General features: G+C 45.4%; 19 protein-coding genes. 11 read left to right on the top strand and 8 right to left on the bottom strand.

The window, feature by feature from the left end:
- Positions 1-979, top strand: a 979-nt coding sequence (locus BMY75_RS16150) for an IS256 family transposase (protein WP_074835948.1), incomplete at its 5' end; no start/stop codon positions are given.
- A 188-nt stretch (positions 980-1167) separates the two neighbouring features.
- On the opposite strand, the gene ybaK is transcribed toward BMY75_RS16150, so the two are convergent.
- Positions 1168-1659 (bottom strand): Cys-tRNA(Pro) deacylase, encoded by a 492-nt coding sequence (gene ybaK / locus BMY75_RS16145; RefSeq protein ID WP_074835945.1) that lies wholly within the window; start codon positions 1657-1659, stop codon positions 1168-1170.
- Between the two features lie 2 nt (positions 1660-1661).
- Complete coding sequence (locus tag BMY75_RS16140) at positions 1662-2255, bottom strand: cytidylate kinase-like family protein (RefSeq protein ID WP_074835942.1); 594 nt, start codon at positions 2253-2255, stop codon at positions 1662-1664.
- Between the two features lie 418 nt (positions 2256-2673).
- Here BMY75_RS16140 and BMY75_RS16135 point away from each other — a divergent pair, with 418 nt between their 5' ends.
- From BMY75_RS16135 to BMY75_RS16115, 5 genes are all read left to right on the top strand, one after another.
- Positions 2674-4035 carry a sensor histidine kinase gene (locus tag BMY75_RS16135; protein ID WP_074835939.1) on the top strand — a complete coding sequence of 454 codons (1362 nt, stop codon included), beginning with the start codon at positions 2674-2676 and terminating at the stop codon, positions 4033-4035.
- A gap of 35 nt (positions 4036-4070) precedes the next feature.
- On the top strand, positions 4071-4853 hold the full coding sequence (locus BMY75_RS16130) for a CPBP family intramembrane glutamic endopeptidase (RefSeq protein ID WP_074835936.1): 783 nt from the start codon (positions 4071-4073) through the stop codon (positions 4851-4853).
- Between the two features lie 699 nt (positions 4854-5552).
- On the top strand, positions 5553-6263 hold the full coding sequence (locus BMY75_RS16125; protein ID WP_074835933.1) for a hypothetical protein: 711 nt from the start codon (positions 5553-5555) through the stop codon (positions 6261-6263).
- Between the two features lie 77 nt (positions 6264-6340).
- Complete coding sequence (locus BMY75_RS16120; RefSeq protein ID WP_074835931.1) at positions 6341-7987, top strand: sensor domain-containing diguanylate cyclase; 1647 nt, start codon at positions 6341-6343, stop codon at positions 7985-7987.
- A gap of 79 nt (positions 7988-8066) precedes the next feature.
- Positions 8067-8696, top strand: coding sequence for an MBL fold metallo-hydrolase (locus BMY75_RS16115; protein ID WP_074835928.1), 630 nt, complete (start codon positions 8067-8069; stop codon positions 8694-8696).
- Positions 8697-8787: 91 nt separating this feature from the next.
- Here the strand turns inward: BMY75_RS16115 and BMY75_RS16110 are convergent, their stop codons facing one another.
- The 6 genes from BMY75_RS16110 to BMY75_RS16085 all read right to left on the bottom strand — a co-directional run bounded on the left by BMY75_RS16110 (position 8788) and on the right by BMY75_RS16085 (position 12719).
- Entirely contained in the window at positions 8788-9351 is a 564-nt protein-coding gene (locus BMY75_RS16110) for a TIGR04002 family protein (protein ID WP_074835925.1), read from the bottom strand.
- 241 nt (positions 9352-9592) lie between these two features.
- Positions 9593-10420, bottom strand: a complete 828-nt coding sequence (locus BMY75_RS16105) for a purine-nucleoside phosphorylase (protein ID WP_074835923.1) — start codon at positions 10418-10420, stop codon at positions 9593-9595.
- Positions 10421-10423: 3 nt separating this feature from the next.
- Complete coding sequence (locus BMY75_RS16100; RefSeq protein WP_074835920.1) at positions 10424-10717, bottom strand: hypothetical protein; 294 nt, start codon at positions 10715-10717, stop codon at positions 10424-10426.
- Positions 10718-10732: 15 nt separating this feature from the next.
- Positions 10733-11152, bottom strand: a complete 420-nt coding sequence (locus BMY75_RS16095) for a hypothetical protein (RefSeq protein ID WP_074835918.1) — start codon at positions 11150-11152, stop codon at positions 10733-10735.
- Positions 11153-11509: 357 nt separating this feature from the next.
- Positions 11510-12496: a helix-turn-helix transcriptional regulator gene (locus BMY75_RS16090; RefSeq protein ID WP_074835915.1), complete on the bottom strand. Its 987-nt coding sequence runs from the start codon at positions 12494-12496 to the stop codon at positions 11510-11512.
- 1 nt (position 12497) lies between these two features.
- Positions 12498-12719 carry a DUF896 domain-containing protein gene (locus BMY75_RS16085; protein WP_074835913.1) on the bottom strand — a complete coding sequence of 74 codons (222 nt, stop codon included), beginning with the start codon at positions 12717-12719 and terminating at the stop codon, positions 12498-12500.
- A gap of 470 nt (positions 12720-13189) precedes the next feature.
- Here BMY75_RS16085 and BMY75_RS16080 point away from each other — a divergent pair, with 470 nt between their 5' ends.
- From BMY75_RS16080 to BMY75_RS16060, 5 genes are all read left to right on the top strand, one after another.
- Entirely contained in the window at positions 13190-13525 is a 336-nt protein-coding gene (locus tag BMY75_RS16080; protein ID WP_074835910.1) for an RNA polymerase sigma factor, read from the top strand.
- A 334-nt stretch (positions 13526-13859) separates the two neighbouring features.
- Positions 13860-15203 carry an aminotransferase class I/II-fold pyridoxal phosphate-dependent enzyme gene (locus BMY75_RS16075; RefSeq protein ID WP_074835908.1) on the top strand — a complete coding sequence of 448 codons (1344 nt, stop codon included), beginning with the start codon at positions 13860-13862 and terminating at the stop codon, positions 15201-15203.
- 92 nt (positions 15204-15295) lie between these two features.
- Complete coding sequence (locus BMY75_RS16070; protein WP_074835905.1) at positions 15296-15619, top strand: cyclic-di-AMP receptor; 324 nt, start codon at positions 15296-15298, stop codon at positions 15617-15619.
- Positions 15620-15622: 3 nt separating this feature from the next.
- Entirely contained in the window at positions 15623-16594 is a 972-nt protein-coding gene (locus BMY75_RS16065; RefSeq protein ID WP_074835902.1) for a DNA polymerase III subunit, read from the top strand.
- Between the two features lie 43 nt (positions 16595-16637).
- A complete protein-coding gene (locus BMY75_RS16060) occupies positions 16638-17582 on the top strand; it encodes a leucine-rich repeat domain-containing protein (RefSeq protein ID WP_074835900.1) in 945 nt (314 codons plus the stop codon).
- Positions 17583-17876 lie beyond the last annotated feature (294 nt).

Below are 17876 nucleotides of genomic sequence, written 5' to 3'. Positions count from 1 at the left end.
GGGTAAGGTTGATATTGAAGTTCCTCGTGACAGAAACGGCGAATTCGAGCCTAAGATACTGCCCAAGAATCAGACAAGCATATCTCAGGATATGGAGAACAAGATCATCTCAATGTACGCCAAAGGTATGTCAACGTCTGATATTGAGGATCATATTCGTGACATTTACGGTCTTGAGATATCCGATACTACTGTCAGCCGCATAACCGATAAAGTGCTTCCCGCAGCCAAGGAATGGCAGCAAAGACCACTTGAAAGCATCTATGCAGTCGTATTTCTTGATGCTATCCACTACCACGTTCGCAGTGAGGGACAGATCATCAAAAAGGCTGTCTACATAGCGATAGGCGTTAATATGGACGGCAGGAAGGATGTCCTGGGTATGTGGGTCGGTGAAAATGAAAGTGCAAAGTTCTGGGCTGGCGTTCTGAACAGTCTGCGAAACAGAGGTGTTGAGGATATCCTTATCGCCTGCACTGATAACCTGACAGGTTTTTCTCAGGCGATAGAGGCTGTATTTCCGAAAACTGATATCCAGAACTGTATCATTCATCAGCTCAGGAATTCAAGCAAATATGTCTCCTACAAGGATATCAAGGCGCTTATGACCGACCTGAAAAAGGTCTATACTGCCGCCACTGAAGAAGCTGCTCTGGACGAATTTGCCGCTGTCTGGGACAGCAAATATCCCAAGATTTCAAAGTCATGGTACGAAAACTGGCCTAATCTCAGCACATATTTCAAGTTCCCGCAGGAGCTTCGGAAGCTGATCTATACCACCAATGCAATCGAAGGATTCAACCGTCAGCTTAGGAAAGTGACCAAAACAAAATCCGTATTTCCTACAGATGACAGCCTTTTCAAGATGCTGTATCTGGCTATGAAGGACATCACGAAAAAGTGGACGGGGCGTCGTCAGGACTGGAGCAGTATCTATGCTCAGCTTGTGATCTATTACGGTGACAGGATACCCGAATAATACTTTTATCTTGACAATCATATAATCATGTGCTAATATGCTGATAAGACCGACTGCTTTCACAATCGGTCTCATCATATACTCTTTTATTGCACTATTTTTCGTTTACACAGAATTTGGGATTGACTCGGGGACAGCATACTGAAAAGTACAGCTGTCCCCCGCACTATATTCAATTGTTTTCAACGTCAGACCTGTTCAAAGATGATGCTCTCAAACTTTCCGCCAGTGACCTTTACAAGGTCTTTCGGGTCAAGGAATATCTGCGAGCCCAGCCTGCCGCCGCTTATGATTATCTCGCTGAAATTTTCAGCCGAGCTGTCAACAACGGTGGGATACTGCTTTTTCATGCCAAGGGGCGTGCAGCCGCCTCGGATATAGCCTGTCACCTTGTTGATATCCTTCACGTGTATCAGCTCCACGGATTTTTCGCCCACGGACTTTGCAGCCTTTTTCATATCCAGCTCCTCGTCTATCGGTATCGCGAAAACATAATACCCGCCGCTTTTTCCCTGAGCCACCAGCGTTTTGAAAGTGCTGTCATGGGGCTGACCCAGCATATCCGCGATGTGTACCCCGTCAATGAACTCCTCGCATTCATAGGTGTTCACCTTGTATGCCACCTTGTTCCTGTCCAGTATCCTCATCGCATTGGTCTTAACGTCCTTGTCCTTTGCCATTTTTAACTAGATGCCTCCACTGTGTGGGCGATTATGTCAGCGCACATATCATAACCCAGCGCGCCGCTGTCCAGACAAAGATCATAGCTGAACTTTGTGCCCCACTTTTTATTGGTATTTGAGTTGTAGTAATCTCCGCGCTTCTTGTCGTACTTTTTCAGGCGTGTCTCCACCTCGTCCGCAGGGATATTGTGAGGTTCGCTCATAGCTGTCTGCATACGCTTGTCAAGAGAGGAATATATGAAAACATCCAGGGTCTTGACCTTGTTTTTCAGTATGAAATCCGCGCATCTGCCAACGATAACGCAGGGACCTTTCTCAACCAGTTCATAAACGACCTCTGTTTCAGCCGCAAAGATCTTTTCACATATATCCACTGAATTGCCGAATATATTTATCGGCTTTTTCATGGGATTGAGAACGCTCTCCTCAAACTTCTTGATTTCTGCCATTGATATACCGCTTTTTTCAGCTGCCATTTCGACTATCTCTCTGTCGTAGCATGGGATACCCAGCTTTTCCGCAACTTTCTTTCCTATGGAACTTCCGCCCGAACAGTACAGTCTGCCTATTGTCACGACCTTGATCTTACTCATACTTTTTCTCTCCTTTCGATACATCTTTTATTTCAACCCCGGAGGGCTGTTTTAAATTTATAATAATTATTATAAATTTATTATAAAACTTTGTCTGCGATTTGTCAATTACATATTTATTACAGAATTTTCGGTACATTTTAGCGTACAGCGGGGGAGTACAAAAAATCGAACGAATTCAGAAGACTATAAATCGAAAACTCGATTTTTCGACGTTTTTCGTCAAGGCGTTATTGGATTTATAAGTATATGTATTTTTGCAAAAATATGCTTTGATTTAACGATCTTAACATTTTTGTCATGGCGCAGGAAAGAATGTCGGGTGGTTACGGAGGGTTCTTATGTCCTGCATCTTTACAATTGTTAAAAAATGCGTTATAATTATTTGGTAAAGCTTTTAAATAAAGGAGGGGCTCTTATGGGCCAGATCGACATTGCTTCAATGGTCTCACTATTCACAGATTTTCTGGTGGCGGTACTCTCATTTACAGCGGGCACACTGATAATCCACTGCTTCTACGATGATTCAATGGTTATAAACCGCAAAAAGTTACTTATATATTCAGCGGGCAGCCTGCTGATGGAGGTGCTGTCGTGCTTATTCAGATGGTCGTTCTTCGCGGTTGTGATATTACTGTTCGCCGCCGTGCTTGGCGCCTGTGGCAGCAAAGGCAGAAAGATCAGGCTTGGTTTGAAAACAGTCATTGCTTTGGCGCTGTGCGTTATGAACACCTTCATACTCGCACAGATATGTACCTACTGCGCAGGTCTTGAGGGCTTGCTGAATATCAGCAGTGATGAAAAGCTTGTCAGCAGATTCAATTTTACAAATATTCTCGCCGTATTCTTGATGCTGATAATCGTACTCTACCTTACAAGACAGTACATCAGACGCGGACGTACCATGCCTTTCAGGCTGGCGGATAAGATATACGTCACTCTCTACTGTATCTACATGATAGCAGTTGAGACAGCCTATGTTACCTTTGAAAAGGATAAGACCACACTCACGGCAGAATACCGCTCGGTAAGGGTTATGCTATCTCTTGTATGCATAGCCATAGCCATTCTTCTGCCCCTGCTGATACTCCGCAACCGCCAGACCGATTACTTCAACAAACTTAGTGAACAGCATCGCTCCTTTCTCGAAGCCGAACTCGTCGCCTCAAAGCAGTTCAAGGAAGCCCAGGAGGAGACCAGCGCTTTCCGCCACGATGTCCGCAATAACCTCAGCGTGGTCGCTATGCTGATGAATGAGGGCAAATTTGATGAAGCCAAGCAGTTCATTGAAGATATGCACACCGACGTGTCTGCACTGTCCCCGAATATAGTAACAGGTGATGAGATGCTGGATTCTCTCATAGCTTCAAAAATGGCAAAGATGTCAGAGGAGGGCATAGACTTTACCATCGAGGGTGTAGCAGACGGCGGTATGGGCTGGAAAGCTATAGATATCTGCACCGTGTTCGCCAATGCCCTGGATAACGCTATAGAAGCTTGTATGCGTACCGAAACGGACACAGAACGCTTTATTCGCCTTGAGATACGCAAGACAGCACATCAGCGTCTTATAACCCTGACAAATAGTTCGCCAGACGGCGTAGACTGTGAGAAGCTGATGCAGAATGGAGTTCACCTTACTTCAAAGGCGGATAAACAGCTCCACGGCTATGGAGTGAGGAATATACGTAAGACTGTTGAAAAATACGGCGGCATGACGCGCCTTTCCTGCGAAAACGGTTTGTTCAGGCTGGAAATGATACTTAGCATCAATGTGTGATATTCGTCCCGGGATTTCAAAGAAAGGTCAATGATATGGAAAAAAAGATATCCAAAAAAGAAGCTGTGATATTTACCGTTGCCGTTGTCGTGATCATGCTGCTTGTGGGAACGGTATTGATAGCGGTGGGTGCTGAACAACTTTCTTGGATCGGAATAGTTGTCGCAGGAATAGCAGGTGTGTTGTTTTTCTGCAAAGAAACAGGCGAAAAATTAGATCTCCGTGAAAAGATACGGAGTTTTGATATTACTGTCCCACTGATGATATTTCTGATGAGCTGGTCGCTGTGCACAGTGGCATCATATATTTATGGATTGATAGCCTCTCGATTCAGCTCTGTTGGTGCAAATGAAAACAGTTCAGACCTTTTGTCCGTTCTCGTGATATCCCCCATATTCGAGGAACTCATGTTCCGACAGTGTTCACAGGGAATAAGCAAGCGCACAGGCAGCAAATGGTTCTCGCTTATATTCCCGACATTCGCATTCGCACTGTGCCACTGCTTTTACAATATGCAGGGGATGCTCAATGTCTTCTCAGGTACGATCGCATTAGCCATATGCTTCCATTATACCGAAAACGTTCTTTACACTATCATCGCGCATTTCCTGCATAACCTTTTTGTTACACTTGATTTTACGAAATTCAACTTTTTCGGATTTTTCAGCGTTCGTGATGTTAACGGCTACGCGCTGATCAGTTTGCCGTACCTCGTTTTCAATATCTTTATCTTGATATTGTCGCTGTTGTGGCTGTTCAAGCGTTTTATTCCTGAATATCGCGACATTCCTGCCGGAATGCAATTCGCGACCAAATGAATGCATTTCACGACAAAAATGAGCAGAACTGAAAAAATGTGCTATAATTAAGTTAAATGGAAAAAGCGGCGAAAAATACAAAAAACTATTCCGCAGGAGAAAGAAAAGGATACAGCTTCACCTACACCAATGTAAGGATCGTCAGGGTATTTTTACCGGACGGTCTTTTCTTATTTTTTGATTTGATAATAATGTGAAATGAAGTTTGCTCGTTGCTTTATTCATTAAAAACTCGATTAAATGGTTAAAAATGGGAAAAAACACCTTGTCTTGAGGCAGTTCTGAAAGATAGATCATACTCCCGCAATAACGGCACTATAAAGTGTTTTTTCTATCTTAAAAAATTAAACAGTTTAAACAAAATTGTGCATTATGACAATACGTGACTATTGTTGTTTACGACTACTGCGAAAATCTTTAATAAACTGTTAGATTGAACTATCAAACGTTTAAAATTAACTTAAATTATAAAGCATATTACACAAAAAAGTATTGCCCTTGTAGGGATGCTGTATTGTCATATTTACTTGCAGTAGTGGGTTAAATTTGTGCAATCATACGAAGTTTTTCTTTAATTTCTCAATTAAGTGCACAGACTATTGACATTTTGTTGGTCAAGGTATACAATAAATACACACGAAAGGTCTGTTCCTGTTTTCGGAAGTAACAGACAGACGAGATGAAAGGTGGTTTGAATATATGACGTTTGAAGCCATTTACAACATTGCGCTGGAGGTCGCGAATGCTCGCGCTCAAAGCGGAGAGTATATCACTCCCGATGAAACTATATGTGTCATCTGCTCACGTACAGGCAGGGTATATAACGGAGTAAGTCGTATGGAAATGATGAACGGAGCTCCGATGAGTGTCCATGCAGAGATCGAGGCAATGCGTAATATGCAGACTTACGGCAATGAAGTCGCGGTAGATTCGATGGTGCTGATAGATACCATCAACCGCAGCCCGATGCTTCCCTGTACAGGATGTGTGAACTACATACTGTCCATGAGCCCTGAAAATTCTATGGCTCGTGTGATAATGCCTGACAGAGTGATAACACTGCCGGAGATGCTCGGCATGGGAGGTGCATATCAGTCAAACAGCGCATTCAGCGGAATGCCAAACGGTATGCCCGCTGCAGCACCTGTACAGTCAGGATATATGTCAGGACAGTTTGTACAGTCGGTGCAGTTCGGCTCGGCAGCACCGGTACCGTCCTCACCGCTGAGATCTATGACCTCATCACAGTATGAAGGCGGCAACGGCGGCACAGCCAAGAATGACCTGCTGAAAAACCGTGTCAGCAGTCTCATGAGCGGAACGGAGAACGATGACGAAGAGGATGCTGAATTCCTTGAAGAACTCGGCGTCGGCAAAAAGAAGAAAGGTCTGTTCGGACTGTTTGGTTAGTAGACATCCGGATAATATAAAGACTGAATTATTAATCGGGTCTTCGTGTACCCGAGAAGAGAAAGGGTAGTTAGAATATGGCAAAATCAAAGAAGAAAGAGAAGAAAAAGTTCAAAATATCACTTAACCTGGTACTTCTTATCCAGCTCGCTATCATGCTTGCGTTGACAATTTTCATTACTAATACCGTAAGCAAACGAACTAAAGAGAATGCTGAGTCGCATATGGCTATGACGACTGAAGAACGTTCTCAGGTGGTATTGAACTACATTGAACTGTTGGAACGTCAGCTGTCGGACTATTCCAGGGCGAGACAGGTCACAGACCTCATGAACAAAGTTTATGATGAAGCTAACGGCCAAAGCAGCGATGAACTTACCAGTGACGTTAAGGATATGAGCGTTGAAGAACTTACGAAAATCGCGCAGAAATTCACTCAGGAATTCGGCGGATCGATCCCTTCGTGTGAAGGTTTATGGATGGGTACATGGGATACCATTGTACTTACACACAGCCATTCACAGGAATCGATAGGTATGCAGACCAGAAAAGATTCTGCAAAACTTGAGGAACTTCAGAATCAACTGTTAGCTAAAGGAACCGGTGTTTACAACGCAGGTATCATCCCGTCGCCGGCAACAGGTCAGCAGATCGTTTCGATGTACAAGGCTATCTATAATGAGAACGGAAAGGCTATCGGTCTGGTAGGTCTGGGTATCAGAACAGATGGTCTGATAGCGACTCTGAATGATATCTCCGGCGCAAACAAGGACATGAATAACGAAAAGAACAAGCAAAAGTATGGCAATTCCGAACTTAAGGATGCAAATTACCTTATGCTTCACTCAATCGATTCAACTTATCTTTTCGTTCCTGATTCGGAGAAGATAAATAAAGAAGTTGAAGTTCCCGAGCTGAAGAGTCTTTGTGAAGAATATGGTAACAACAACAAAGAAGATGAGGGTCTGGTGACATATAAGGTAAATGGCAACGAATATGTTTCATCTTATGTATACATACCGAAGTATAACTGGCTGTTCCTCGTTTCCGCAGAGCAGAAGGATGTTTACGCTCTGACAAACGGTATGAGAATGTTCCTTATTGTTTTCAGTGCGATCCTCGTTGCTCTGACAGTAGTATTCTTCTTCATCAATAAGAGACAGGAAAAGATCAACCAGAAGCTGGTATCCACCATCGCAAAGAACTCTCAGACAAGACAGTCGCTGAACACCGCGATGTTCAAGGACGTGCTGACGAACGCAAACAACCGTGTATCCTTCGCTATGGATATGGAAAATTCCGACGTAAGTGCACAGAAGCCTTGCTACTTCATGATGTTCAATATCCTCGGATTCAGTGAGATCAACACCAGATTCGGTAACGACGCAGGCGACCGTCTGCTTGTAAGAACTGTTGAGACTCTTACCGAAGTATTCCCCGGCAGGAACGTATACCGTACAGGTTCCGACGAATTCGTTGTTATGATCCCATCCGAGGGTGGTCAGCCCGCTCCCGATCAGGTAATGAATGATGTCAATACAGCATTCAGACAGCTGATGGTTCCCGAGAAGATCGAGAATCAGGGTGCTATCTATCCTAAGTACAAGATCGCTGTCATCAGAAGAAGCGGTCCCGCAGATACTTCCGTAGTTTCTGCACTTAAGGAAATGACTAACGTTAGAGGCGAAGCTACATACGGTATGATCGATTATCGCGAGATGTAATTAAGTCATAATGTTGAGTTTAAGGACCTCTTTCGCATAAGCGGAAGAGGTCCTTTTTGTAACGAAAGGAGAGTTACTGATGATAGATAAGCTGACCGTCAACGAACACAGCAGTATACGTATCGGCGCTGATAAAGTGATCTATTTCGATCCGTTCCACATTAACAAGGCAGATCACGATGCGGATATCATTTTCATCACCCACGATCACTATGACCACTTTTCTCCCGATGATATTGAAAAGTGCGCCAACAGCGATACGCGCTTCGTTGCACCCTATACCATGGCAAAGGCATTTTCTAAAGCTAAGATAAGCGAGGAGAGCGTAACTTTCATGCACGCGGGCTACAGTGCCGAGGTACTGGGTATCCCCATAGATGCAGTTGCGGCATATAATATGATAAAGCCATTCCACCCGAAGAAAAGCGGCTGGCTGGGTTATGTGGTCACCGTAGAGGGCAATCGTATCTATGTATGCGGTGATACTGATGCGACCCCAGAGGCTAAAGAAGTTAACTGCGATATCATCTGCGTTCCCATCGGAGGAACATTTACCATCGGTGCAAAACAGGCAGCTGAACTTGTAAATCAGATAAAACCGGAAATAGCTGTCCCGATACACTACGGAAGCATAGTAGGCAAACCCTCAGACGCCGATAACTTTGCCGCCTATGTCGATCCGCCGATCAAAGTTGTAAAAAAACTCTGACGGTACAGCAGGGTAAGGGCCATATTAATAAAGAAAGCGCAGTACGAATAATACTGCGCTTTTATTAGTATACCGTGTCACGTTTGTGCCGTTATCGTGCGGCTTTGTGTGTGAGGTGCTGTTTGAACTTCATTTTGTCAAGTGCAATACCTACTGTTATGTAGATAGCCGCACCGATGGCTGTCTGTACGCAGTATGCAGGTACCTGTGCGAATGCCGTTGCGAAAGCGGTCTTGGATATCCCGCCCAACATGAAAATTGCCTGATACAGGCTGTAACCCACAGCGCAGAGAACAAGTGCGGGCAGCAGCGCCAGAAGATTTCTCCTGTTGATGATAGTCTCCTTTTTAGAAGTAAAGCAAAGCGCTGCCAGTGCCTTTATCACCAGTGTAGCAGGCAGCCATACCACGAATCCGCTGAGACCGTCAGCCAGACCCGCTCCTATCGCCGCAGCAGCAGCCGCGTAAGGCGCAGGAAGAAGACAAGCCGCCAGAAATACAGCGCTGTCCCCTGCGTGAGTATATCCCGCCCCCGTAGGGACTTTTACAAAGGCAGTCAGCAGATATATCATCGCCGCGAAGACACCCGCCAGCGTCAGATATAACACTTTCTCCCTGTCAGTTCTTTTGCTTTGTGCAGCATTTGTTGCTGTCATATTCATCACTCCTTTGCTGAAAATATCATACCATATCGATGGGATAAATGCAAATTCCCGAAAACAAGAAATATCCGCACCCCTTTGCTGCACAATACACTAAAGGGACGCGGATATTATTGTGTGTTAAGTTATCGATGCACAAAGCTTTTGCACGAAGTTTTCAGGCTGAAAGGACCTCACTGACAAACTGCACAGCTAAACCGTTCAGTACAGCGCCGCGAATGTGCATTAGGTAGAATCATTCCGAGAGCTTTGTAACAAAATTTTCCACCAGAGCCCCGAATTTTTCAGCCGCCTTGTCTGCGGCTTCCTTGACTTCCTGGTGAGAGAGGGGCACTTCCGAAATGCCTGCCGCCATGTTGGTAATAAGAGATATTCCGCATACACGCACACCCATATGCCGAGCCGCGATAGCTTCCACTGCCGTTGACATTCCAACAGCGTCAGCACCCAGCGCCGAGAGCATTTTTATCTCCGCGGGAGTTTCATATGATGGTCCCGTCAGCTGACAGTAAACGCCCTCTTTCAGCTCAGTCCCAAGGTTTTCGGCGCAGGCTTTTATCTTACTGCTTAGTTCACGGTCGTATACCTCGCTCATATCAGGGAACCTTGTTCCCAGTTCGGAGAGATTTTTACCTATCAGCGGATTTGGTACAAAGCAGGAGATGTGATCTCTTATAAGCATAAGGTCGCCCGCCTTGAAGCCCTTGTTCACGCCACCCGCCGCATTTGTCAGCAGAAGAGTTTTTATCCCCAGAAGCCCCATTATCCTTGCGGGCATGATGACGTCTTCCATGGGATAACCCTCGTAGTAATGCACACGACCCTGCATTATCACCACGGGGGTATTGCCTATCTTTCCGAAGACGAAGCGACCCTTGTGCCCCTCAACGGTGGAACGTGGAAAACCCGGGATATCCTCATAGGGTATCTCGGAAACTATCTCCGCTCTCTCCGCGAAATCTCCAAGTCCCGAACCAAGAACGATGCCGACCTCGGGCACTATGCCCGCACGTCCGCAGACGTATTCCTTCGCCTTTTCCAGTCTTTCAGAGATATCACACATAAGTCAGTCCTCCTTGTCTTTTTGATCACTATCGTCTTTCATAGCCATTATTTCGGCAAGTATATCCGCCGAACTTGCCTGCTTCATATGGGCTTTATGCCGCCTGAAAAGCCTTATAACTGCGAATAACAGCCCTGCTGCCACTGCTATGATCAGTATCATCACTGCGTCCGCCAGAACGCCTGCACTTATCTTGCCTGCTTTTACGCCCTTGAACAGTACTGCGGTAACAGCCATCATCAGTGTGAATAAAAGCAGTACCGCAAGCATTAAACTGAGTTGTCTGAATCCTTTCATCCCATTGTCCTCATATTACTTAACAATATTTTCCAGACCATTCATGTCTACATAATAGTTTGAATAGTCTACACGGTTAGCTATCACCGATATCTTCGCATCAAAAAGGTAAGGCGTAGGGTCAGATGCAAAGGGCGGAGTGCTGAACACGAACTTTCTCCCTGTTTCGGGTGAAGTATAAAAGCAGTCGATAACATACCCTTTCTTGTAGCCGTCATAACGAACTTCCAGTCGCTCGGGAGTTATTCGTATGTTGTCGTTAGCCAGTCGAAGCCTGTCTCGCTCCTCAAATCTCGGCAGAATGAAAAGCTTGATGACTGTAACGGATATGCCCAGAAATAATCCGCCTATCAGCGCCACTACAAGCCCCAGACCTGTAAACAGAAGCATACACACCACTAAAATAGCAATTATAGTCGCAAATATCACTATCATTAAAAAATCTTCCTTTCCATTGCTAACTGAGTTTTGACGCCTGCCGCTGTAAACGATAATTTACCATACGTATTGCGGGATTCGCTGGGGAAAACCTTTCTGAAGAAAGGTTGTTCCTAAGCATCACGAAGTTATGCTGGCCCCTTTTTCAAAAGGGTCTTCCTCAATAAGTCCTGCAGTATGTAGGATAAATCATCGTTTACAGCGGTGGGCAACAAACAGCTGAGCCTCCCGCAAGGCTTGACCTTACGACGGGAGGCTCATTTGCTTATCATATGATCTCTTTCTCGCAATTGCGGGTGTTGCCCCGCTCTCTCCAATTTTCATCAGGCACAGAGGATACTGCGCCATGAAAGCTTACTTGTAGCTTTCGGATATCTCCTCCAGATATTCCTTAGCCTGCTCGATAACGTTATCGGGCGCAAGGATCTTAGCCTTCTTGCCGAACTGGAAGAACCAGCCCCAGAAAGTAGGCGCGATCTGAACATCTGCTGTAAGGCAGAAAGTGGTGTCGGAATTTCTGTGGGGGTGACAGTTCATGCCGAATTTGTCGATAACGACATTAGCCAGAGAATTATCGAACTGCATGGTAACGCTTTCCAGCTTGCCGCCGAACATACCGTAAAGCGACTGCATATTGCCTACTTCAGCTCTCTCATCGTCAGTGAGTTTTCTGGCATTTTCTTCGGTCACATCGACGTTTATCATTCTGTCAACTCTGTAACGGCAGATCTTCTCGTGCTTGTTGCACCAGCAAACGAGGTAGTAGTTCTCGTTCTCCCACACCAGCGAATAAGGGGATACATTGTAGAAATCTCCGCCGTGCTTGAGTATCTGCTTTTTGTCGGGGTTGAATTCGGTGTACCTGAAACGTATTTCCTTCTCCTCGAAAATACCCTCCTGTATCTTGTTTACGGAGTAGTATATCTGCTCGTTGAAGTTTTTCGCGCGGTTATCAACGTGTATCTGTCTGCGCAGCTGCTTGCCCTTGTATTCGCTTGTAAGCGACTGCAGCTTCTTGATAAGCTCCTGCGACTTCTTCTTTGTAAGAAATCTGCTGGAAGCGATCGCGTCAGCCAGCACGAAAAGCTCTTCCTGCTGGAAGGTTCTTTCGCCCAGGTAGTAAGCGTTGGAATGTCCGTCCTTGACGGTCACGATGTCCATTCCGCTGTCACAGAGCGTCTTGATATCATCATAGATGGTCTTGCGCTCTGCCTTGATGCCGATATCACCGAGTATCTCGATGAGCTTGGCGCCCGTAAATGAATGATTCTCGTCTGTCTTAGCCTCGAACAGCTTTTTCATCGTAAGAAGCTTCTGCTTCTGTCTTGACTGTACTGCCACTTTATTTATCCTCCCCGCCACGCTTCATATCCTTTACCTTGACCATGGAACCGTCGGGCTCCTTTATCACAGTATGCTCCAGCGTATCAGTGAAATTCGCTGTTACACTGCGCCTGTATTCCATCCTCAGTGCCTCGCGTTCGGATTTCTCCTCAGCGGTCAGCTCCCTTTGTCTGGAAATGGCTGTCAGCTCAGATATTCTGTCAAGCTTTTTTTTCTCCATAAATCTTTACACTGCTCCTTTGCCGCTATACTTTGTTTAAATTGTAACTTTTGTAATCTATTTGTAACCAAACAGAGCATAAACGACCCATAATGATAGGTGCATTCGGGCTTACACAATACCCGATCTCCGCATGGGCTTACACAACACCCTCACGAAGTTTTCACAGTCCACGATATTTGTTCAGACATTTGTTATGAATTTTATATATCTTATATGTCCGATAAAATTCCCCGAACCGTTATTGCAAGACCTATTATAGCACACCTTTCAACAAAAATCAAGCACAAATTGCACAAACAGTCCGATATTTTTCACTCAATTTGACTAAATTTTTTTAAAATTGCGTTCACTATTGACTTTGACCACAATATATGGTATACTAAAAATAGGAACAAATATTCGAACTTGAAAATTTACAATTTGGTTACAAATTGATTTCAAAGGAAATACAGGAGGTTTCAGCTATCTTGACCAAAAAAAGACTCTCATATGATATCGGTACAGAATACCTGCCAACGGGTGACGGCTTTGAGGAAGAAATGTTTAAAGAAGATAAAAAAGACGATAACCAAGCCCGCCGCGAGTATACAAAAGCACTCTATAAAATGCTTGAAAACAATTTGACGAAAAAGCAAAAATGTTATATAATATTATACTATAAAGATAGACTGACTGTCAATGAAATAGCCGAAAAATTCGGTGTTGACAAGTCTACCGTGTCGCGGACGATAAACCGCGGAAGAAAAAGAATAGTCGGCAACGCAGGACGTGCTGCCATGAGCAGACTTTTTTCAAAAAACTGAGGTGTCTGTTAAAACACCCGCGTTAGCACACCTCTGCCTGACTATCCGTTTTTTGACCCACCCGCCTTTTCAGCCTATCCGAATTTGCGGTCAGCCTTGTTTGGCGGTACTGTTTTTTGGTCGGGCAGGCTGTACGCTTTTTTGAACGGCGTTTTTTATATATAAGGTATGCCAGTCCGCGTGTTGCCCCTGACAAGCAGTTTTGCAGAGATATCCATTTATTTACATCACGGGATATCTGTGTTTCAGGAATAATCTTCCAATCTTGCTATGACCGTTTTACGACCGTTCCGCCAAAATCGAAAATCACACTTTTTTATGAAAGGACAAAGCCATGTCTGCACCCATATACGAATTTGCCAAAAACTACGCTGAAAGCGGCGTTTCACGCTTTCATATGCCGGGTCATAAGGGCAAGCCGCTCCACGGGCTTGAACCCCTCGACCTCACCGAGATACGCGGCGCCGATTACCTCTTCGGTGCCGAGGGCATAATCGCCGAGAGCGAAAACCGCACCGCCAAGCTTTACGGCACGGCGAAGACCCTTTATTCCACCGAGGGTTCAAGCCTTTGCATAAAGTCCATGCTCGCCATCGCCGACCACTGCCGCGCCGACAGACAGCACCGTATGCTGGTGATAGCCCCCCGCAACGTCCACAAGGCGTTCATCAATGCCTGCATACTGCTGGATATCGACGTAAAATGGGTCTATCCCGCGGTCAAGAGCCGTTCGCTCTGCTCATCGGCTGTAACCGCCGATGATATCTCAGCCGCCATAGATTCATGCCCGCGCAACCCCGATGCGGTCTATATCACCTCGCCTGATTACTTAGGCTTTATCGCGGATATCCCCGCCATATCCTCCCTTTGCCGAACTCACGGTGTACCTTTGATAGTCGATAACGCCCACGGCGCTTACCTAAAATTCCTCGACCATGACACCCACCCCATCACCCTCGGTGCAGATATGTGCTGTGATTCCGCCCACAAGACTTTGCCCTGCTACACAGGCGGTGCCATGCTGCATATTTCAAGATCCGCCCCCGCAGGATTTGTGGAGTGTTCCAAGCTGATGATGTCGCTTTTTGCTTCCACAAGCCCGTCTTACCTCATCATGCAAAGCCTTGATCTTTGCTCAGAATATCTTGCAGGGGATTATCCCGCCGCCCTCGCCAAAACAGCAGGGCGCACCGAACTCTGCAAGCGCCGCCTTAATGATATGGGCTGGCGCACCATCGGGGATGAAAAATGCAAGCTGACCATAGCTTCGGCTGAAGGCGGCATAAGCGGCGATTCTCTGGGAGATATCCTGCGTCAAAATAAAATTGAGCCCGAGTATACCGACCCCGACCTCGTGGTGCTGATGACCTCGCCTTTCAATACCGAGGAAGACTTCGTCCGCCTTGAATCTGCCATGTCGGAGATACCTGTTACCAAGGGTACAGACTTAGAATTTGACGGCATACCCGAAGCAGTGGTACGTCTGCCTATACGCCAAGCCGCATTTGCACTCCAGCAGGTGATCCCCGCAGAGGAAGCCGCAGGCAGGATATGCGGCATGACGGTCACAAGCTGTCAGCCCTCGGTACCCATAGCCGTCAGCGGTGAGGAGATAACCCCCGAGATAATCTCCATCCTCAAAAGATACGGCATATCCGATATAAGCGTTTTAAGGTAAAACGCTCTTTACTTTTCGGGTTTAAAATGATATAATAATATAATAGTATAATATCCGCCCAAAGCACGGCGGAAAAATTAGGAGGTACTCCGATGAAACTTGTATATGCGATAGTTAATAATGATGACACCTACGCTGTAAATAAAGGTCTGCAAAAGGCAGGCATACGCGCCACAAAGCTGTCTTCCACAGGCGGCTTTCTCATGGCGGGAAATACAACATTCATGATATGCTGTGAAGATGCACAGGTGGATATGGTGATAGAAGTTTTGAAAGAACATTCCCGCAAGCGCAAGCAGTTCGTGCCATCTTCTGTTGTTACCGAACCCATCAACGAAAAGTCCGTGCCTGTTGAAGTTGCCATCGGCGGCGCGACAATCTTCGTCACCGATATCGAGCGTTTTGAACAGGTATAACAGATGAAGATATACGGCAATCAGACCCTGCTGAAACAGACTGCACGCATGGTCAGCGCAGGGCGTGAACCACATTCCATGATAATCCACGGCGAAAAGGGGCTCGGCAAAAAGGAGATAGCGAAGTATATCGCCGCACAGCTGATGTGTGAAGCCCATACAGGCGAGCCCTGCGGCACCTGCCGGAGCTGTCGGCTTATCGAAAAAGGCGTCCACCCCGACCTCATCTTCGCACAGCCCAACGATAAGGGAAACTATTATGTTGAGGATATCCGTGATACCATCGTGGCAGATGCCCCTGTTGCCCCCAATGAGGGCGAGATAAAGGTCTATGTCATACCCGACCTCGACCTCTCGGTGCAGACCACTGTGCAGGTGCAGAATATCCTGCTGAAACTGATAGAAGAGCCCCCCGACCATACCGCGCTGATACTAACAGCCCGCAGCAGGGAGACTTTTCTTTCAACGATAATCTCCCGATGCGTAAGCCTTGCAACCGCCCCTGTGACGATGCAGGAAAGCGGCGAGTATTTGCAGGCGAATTACCCCGACCGCGATATCACCGAGATACGCGAAGCCCTTGAAGCGGGCAAAGGCAATATCGGAAGATGCCGTGCCTACATGGAAAAGGAGCAGTACTATAATTCCGTGGCTCTTGCGAAAAACCTAGCCGCCGCCTATTCCGAGGGCAGTGAGTACGGCGTGCTGAAAGCTCTAGCCGCCGCAGACGGCAAAAAAGCCCTGCTACGTGAGGGCGTGTATCTCTTCTCCGAGATAGTCCGCGATTCCTGCGCACTTCTTACAAATGGCGAGGTCATAGGCTGTGATACCCGCGCCGCCGAAGCGCTCTCCCGAAAGCTTACACTCTCCGCAGGCGCAGAACTTTACGATATCCTGACAGCCGCAGTCCGCAGGATAGATGCGAATTGCAGTTTGTCATTGGTGTGCAATAGTTTGTGCGCGGAGTTGTTTTGAACTGCCTATTCTATCCTAATGATTATTTATGGGGCTTATATGTATGAAAAAAATAATTCTAATCTGTATTATAGCTGTTATTTCGTGTACAGGTGTATGGTTTTTCAAAGATAAAACGCTGTTACGCACTTCATCGGGCTGGAAACTTTATTCTACTGACTGTAGAGAATTGCTGGATGATAACGGCGAACTTGATACTAGGATATATTCCTCGTTTGGTCTAGGCAGAATGAAAAAACTTACGAGGCTTGAGGTAGAATCACAGGATAGATATGATTTTCTTGAGAAACTCGAGAATCTTGAAGTGTTAAATGTAAATATAAACGAAGATCATACCATTGATATTTCAAAATTTCCTGAAGTCAGATCACTGAAAGAATTGGTGATTTTTGACTGCGACTTTACCGAAATTTGTACAGAGAATATATCGGATAAAATGCCAGAGTTAGAATCCCTTTCGTTCTATTCGTGTCACATTACTGATGATAATATCAGGGATATCAGCAAATGCAATAAAATAAAAAGAATACAGATTTATGGCACTGATGAAAAATTTTATGATCTGTATCCACTTACTAAAATGGACAATTTAGAAGAGTTGTATCTTGAAGCATATTTTCCTGACTTTGACCTTTCTCCAATAGCTGAGATGTCGAAACTTAAAGTGTTGGAATGTGCAGTATATAATGATGAAGATCTCAAAATCACAACCCACCTGTCCTCGGTGCAAAAACTGATAATATACAGTAACAGTTTTTTCCCTAATTGCGGTGATGATAAGCCGGAACTTCCTGAAAATTATTTCGATGAATTAGAGTCATTGGAAGAATTTTCTGCTTATAGTTTTACAATAGGTGATAAAATAGATATTTCATCACTTCCTTCAAATCTGAAAGAAATGACCTTTATCGACTGCAATATCAGTGAAAATGTAAAAAACAAAATAGCTGAATCAGGTATAAGAATAAAAGTCAAAGACAGCGCTTAGTATTTTTGATAATTTTTCTGATATCAGACTAAACTTTTTTAGAGCCTTTCCGAAGGCTCTTTTTGGTTCATATATCATAAAAAGGAGAATACACCGATGAAATTGATCCTGCGATAATAAAGGAGTTTATCGTCGACCTTTACCCTTTATCTTTATCCAAACCGACGCAGTCGCTGTTATCCGATGGCTCGACCCGTCAGGGGCGAAACGTCCACCGCAGTCCCCACATAAAACCGTCAAACTCCCCAAACTAACACCCCACCCTCTGTGCAAACAAATGATTTTAAATTTAAC

It is taken from the genome of Hominimerdicola alba, from assembly GCF_900109655.1.
GTDB classification, from domain to species: domain Bacteria; phylum Bacillota; class Clostridia; order Oscillospirales; family Ruminococcaceae; genus Hominimerdicola; species Hominimerdicola alba_B.
This window is presented reverse-complemented; position numbering and strand designations above follow the sequence as displayed.

Coding starts and splice junctions, on each gene's coding strand:
- BMY75_RS16085 (WP_074835913.1), bottom strand. CDS start 12,719: ATGGAGAAAAAAAAGCTTGACAGAATATCTGAGCTGACAGCCATTTCC.
- BMY75_RS16125 (WP_074835933.1), top strand. CDS start 5,553: ATGACGTTTGAAGCCATTTACAACATTGCGCTGGAGGTCGCGAATGCT.
- BMY75_RS16115 (WP_074835928.1), top strand. CDS start 8,067: ATGATAGATAAGCTGACCGTCAACGAACACAGCAGTATACGTATCGGC.
- BMY75_RS16100 (WP_074835920.1), bottom strand. CDS start 10,717: ATGAAAGGATTCAGACAACTCAGTTTAATGCTTGCGGTACTGCTTTTA.
- BMY75_RS16095 (WP_074835918.1), bottom strand. CDS start 11,152: ATGATAGTGATATTTGCGACTATAATTGCTATTTTAGTGGTGTGTATG.
- ybaK (WP_074835945.1), bottom strand. CDS start 1,659: ATGGCAAAGGACAAGGACGTTAAGACCAATGCGATGAGGATACTGGAC.
- BMY75_RS16140 (WP_074835942.1), bottom strand. CDS start 2,255: ATGAGTAAGATCAAGGTCGTGACAATAGGCAGACTGTACTGTTCGGGC.
- BMY75_RS16110 (WP_074835925.1), bottom strand. CDS start 9,351: ATGACAGCAACAAATGCTGCACAAAGCAAAAGAACTGACAGGGAGAAA.
- BMY75_RS16070 (WP_074835905.1), top strand. CDS start 15,296: ATGAAACTTGTATATGCGATAGTTAATAATGATGACACCTACGCTGTA.
- BMY75_RS16105 (WP_074835923.1), bottom strand. CDS start 10,420: ATGTGTGATATCTCTGAAAGACTGGAAAAGGCGAAGGAATACGTCTGC.
- BMY75_RS16120 (WP_074835931.1), top strand. CDS start 6,341: ATGGCAAAATCAAAGAAGAAAGAGAAGAAAAAGTTCAAAATATCACTT.
- BMY75_RS16065 (WP_074835902.1), top strand. CDS start 15,623: ATGAAGATATACGGCAATCAGACCCTGCTGAAACAGACTGCACGCATG.
- BMY75_RS16060 (WP_074835900.1), top strand. CDS start 16,638: ATGAAAAAAATAATTCTAATCTGTATTATAGCTGTTATTTCGTGTACA.
- BMY75_RS16075 (WP_074835908.1), top strand. CDS start 13,860: ATGTCTGCACCCATATACGAATTTGCCAAAAACTACGCTGAAAGCGGC.
- BMY75_RS16130 (WP_074835936.1), top strand. CDS start 4,071: ATGGAAAAAAAGATATCCAAAAAAGAAGCTGTGATATTTACCGTTGCC.
- BMY75_RS16135 (WP_074835939.1), top strand. CDS start 2,674: ATGGGCCAGATCGACATTGCTTCAATGGTCTCACTATTCACAGATTTT.